The 3534-nt window shown below is 67.3% G+C and carries 2 protein-coding genes and 1 riboswitch; both genes read right to left on the bottom strand.

The annotated features are described in order from the left end of the window. The coding region (locus tag ACOQFS_RS17255) for a HAMP domain-containing protein (RefSeq protein ID WP_421564059.1) at window positions 1–1088 on the bottom strand (1088 nt) is incomplete at its 3' end. Between the two features lie 226 nt (window positions 1089–1314). Next, window positions 1315–1410, bottom strand: a riboswitch (cyclic di-GMP riboswitch). A 186-nt stretch (window positions 1411–1596) separates the two neighbouring features. Continuing rightward, entirely contained in the window at window positions 1597–3393 is a 1797-nt protein-coding gene (locus ACOQFS_RS17250; protein ID WP_421564058.1) for a methyl-accepting chemotaxis protein, read from the bottom strand. Between the last annotated feature and the right edge of the window lie 141 nt (window positions 3394–3534).

Raw genomic sequence — 3534 nt, 5'->3', positions numbered from 1 at the left:
ACGCCGATGATGTCGGCGATCTTGCGCGACGACTCGCTGATCTCGCGCATGCTGGACACCACCTGCGCCACCACTTCGCCACCGTGGGTGGCGGCCTGGGCCGCGCCTGCCGCCAGCTGGTTGGCCTGCTGCGCGGTGTCGGTCGACTGCGCCACCGTGCTGGTCAGCTCTTCCATGCTGGCCGCCGTCTCTTCCAGGTTGGACGCCGTCTGCTCGGTGCGCGCCGACAGATCGTGGTTGCCGTTGGCAATCTCGGCCGACGCGGTGGACACCGAATCCACGCCGCGGCGCACCTCGGTCACCACCCCATGCAGGCGGCCCACCATGGCCGACAGGGCCTGCAGCAGCTGGCCCAGCTCGTCCTTGCGCGTGGTTTCGATCTTCTGCGTGAGGTCGCCGCCCGCAATCGCACCGGCCAACGCCACGGCGCGGTCCAGCGGCCGGGTGATGGAGCGCACCAGCAGCGACGCCAGCACGATGCCGATGGCAAACACCAGGGCCGCACTCGCCAGCCCCATCAGCGTGGCGTTGCGGCGCGACTGCACGGCCTGCGCCTGAGCGTCGTCGCGTGCGCGCTCGCTGATCTGGACAAACTGGTCCAGCGCCTGGACATAGGCCCGGCTGGACGGCTCCACCTCATCGAGCGCATAACGCGTGATGGCCTCGCGGTCGCCCTGCGCCACCACCGATTCGGCCTTGCCGCGCACGGCGACCATGGCCGCACGGCGCTCCTTCACCTCGGCCAGCATCCTCTTGCCGGCGTCGCTGTCGGTCTCGGCCTCGATCTGCTTTTGCAGTGCGGTGATGGCCTTGGAGGTCTCGTTGCGGCGCTCCTGGAAGAACTTCACCACCTGCGGGTCGTCCATCATCAGCAGCGCCAGCGCGCGCTCGTTGTTGGTCGCGGTCATGCCGCGCCACTCCATGGCCGACGAGATCAGGCTCTCGTAGCGCAGCACGTGGCTCAGCGCCTGCTCCATCACGCTGGTGGCGCGATACTGGGTGAACCCTGCCACGCCCAGCATCAGCACCAACAGGCCCAGGATGGTGCCCCACAGCTTGGCGGCCACCCGCACATCATTCAACTTCATACAACCCTGCTTTCCAGTTTCACTTCATCACGCGCGCAATGCCCACACCGGCGTCCGTTCACCCACCGCGCAGAGGGAGAGCGCCGCAAAGACAGGCCCACCCGCAGCCATTGCGGGCGTGAGAGAAAGGGAAGGGAAAAGAGGATCGCGCGAGACGCAACGACGCGCCGGGGGGCGCCGCGCCGGCCGGCGCAGAGCGGCCGCGAAGGGCCTATGTCATTGGAGAAACAGCAGCCCCGCTATCGTGCCCGCCCTGTCAGGCGCAGGGGTAGACCGGAGGCTTTGCGACCCCGCCTTTCGGGCAGGTGTGCCTTTTTGCGTGCCGGATTGTAACGATTTGCAGCCATTTAATCTGCATGCTTATTAATTAGCCCCACGCCGCAGTCCGGCTTGCGGCGCGGGCCACCTGGGTGGCGCCCCCAATTTCCGGCAAAAACAGGCTTTAGCGCTTAATGGATAAGCGCTGCAAGCTATCAATTCAGTAGCTTGTGGATCTGCCTTGGGCTGTTCAAAAGCTTTCCCAGTCGTCGTCGCCCCCGGCGGCCGGCGCTTTGGAGGCTGCGGCCGGTGCCGTTCGCGCGGCAGGCAAGGCGCCGGCGCTGGGCGCTGCGGCGGGCCTGGGGGCCGCCTTGGTGGCGGGCTTGGCGCTGGCTGCGGCGCTGCCGACGCGGGGCGCGGCCACCTTGGGTGCCGCCACCGGTGCGCGCGCGGGCGCCGGCACAGGAGCCCTGGCGGCGACCGTCGCCCCCACATTGAAGACAGACACCACCTCGGCCAGCCGCTGCGCCTGGTCGCGCATGGATGCGGCGGCGGCGGTGGACTCTTCCACCAGGGCAGCGTTCTGCTGGGTCATCTGGTCCAGGTGCGTCACCGCCTGGTTGACCTGGGCGATGCCGTCGCGCTGCTCGGTGGACGAGGCCGTGATTTCGCCGATCAGGTCGCTTACGCGCTGCACGCTGGCCACGATCTCCTGCATGCTCTGCCCGGCCTGCGCGACCTGGGCCGAGCCGACTTCCACGTTCTCCACCGAGGTGCCGATGAGTGCCTTGATCTCCTTGGCCGCCTCGGCGCTGCGCTGGGCCAGGCTGCGCACCTCGCTGGCCACCACGGCAAAACCCCGGCCCTGCTCGCCCGCGCGGGCCGCCTCCACGGCGGCATTCAGCGCCAGAATGTTGGTCTGGAAGGCAATGGAATCGATCAGGCCGATGATGTCGCCGATCTTGCGGCTCGACGCCGAGATCTCGTGCATGCTGGCCACGGCCTGCTGCACCACGCCGCCGCCATGTGTGGCCATCTGCGACGCCGACGCGGCCAGCTGGTTGGCCATCTGCGACGACGAAGCCGTCTGCTGCACGGTGGACGTGAGCTGCGTCAGCGAGGACACGGCCTCCTGCGCGTTGCTGGCCGTCTGCTCGGTGCGCTGAGACAGGTCCTGGTTGCCCGTGGCGATCTCCTGGCTGGCGGTGGCAATGTTGCCGCTGGCATCGCGCACCTGCGCCACCAGCGCACCGAGGCCCTGCTGCATGTCACGCAGCGCACGCTGCAGGTCGGCCACCTCGTCCTTGCCCTCGGCGTGGATAGGCTGCGACAGGTCGCCGCCCGCAATCGACTGCGCCATGCGCCGCGCTTCTTCGAGCGGGCGGCAGATGGAGTTCATGTTCATCAGCGTGGTGGGCACCACCACCACCACCGTGATGACCACGGCCAGTACGAACAGCCATTGCGTCTGTGCAGAGACGCGTCCCTGCTGCTCCACGGCCTTGCCCACTTCCGAGCGCAGCACCGTGTCCAGCTCGGCCATCAGCTTGTCGGCCTCGTCAAACTCGGCCACGGCCTTGCCGCTCATGCGGTTGGCGATGGTGGCCGTGTCGTAGCCGCTGGCTTCGAGCTGGCGCGCCACATGGGCAAACTGCTCGCGGTAGCTGTCCAGGCGCTTGACGATGTTGCGCACCACCACGTTGTCGGCGTCTTCCTCGCCCTCCAGAAACTTGCTGGCCGTCTTCTTGGCCTTGTCCTGGCTGGCCAGCCACTTGGTGTGCGCGGCCTTCACGGCCTCGGGCTTTTCGTAGCCGATGATCATGTCCTTCTCGAACTGGCGGATGGCCCCCATCTCGCCGCGCAACTCGGCCATATAACCCACCTTGGCGAAGGAATGGTCCATGAAGTCCTGGCTCATCGCGTGGATGCGGAACATGCCCAGCATGCCCGCCCCCCCCAGCAGCCCCAACAGGCCCAACACCACACCGATGGCCCCCAGCATGCGCATTCGAATGGTGAACTGCCGCATGAGCGAGAAGAAATTCATGATCTGTCTTCCTTGAATGTAGGTATGCGCCAGCGCCCAGGAGTCTGCGCGGCAGAAGGAGCATCGGCTGCAACGCACGATATACCGGTCTCGCGCGGCGCTACCTCCTGCGCCCAGGGGTCCACCCTGGGCTTGTCGGTA

The sequence above is a fragment of the Paracidovorax sp. MALMAid1276 genome, from assembly GCF_049198005.1.
Taxonomy (GTDB): Bacteria; Pseudomonadota; Gammaproteobacteria; order Burkholderiales; family Burkholderiaceae_C; genus Acidovorax.
The sequence above is the reverse complement of the archived record's forward strand: the minus strand, read 5'-3'. Positions and strand labels throughout refer to the sequence as shown.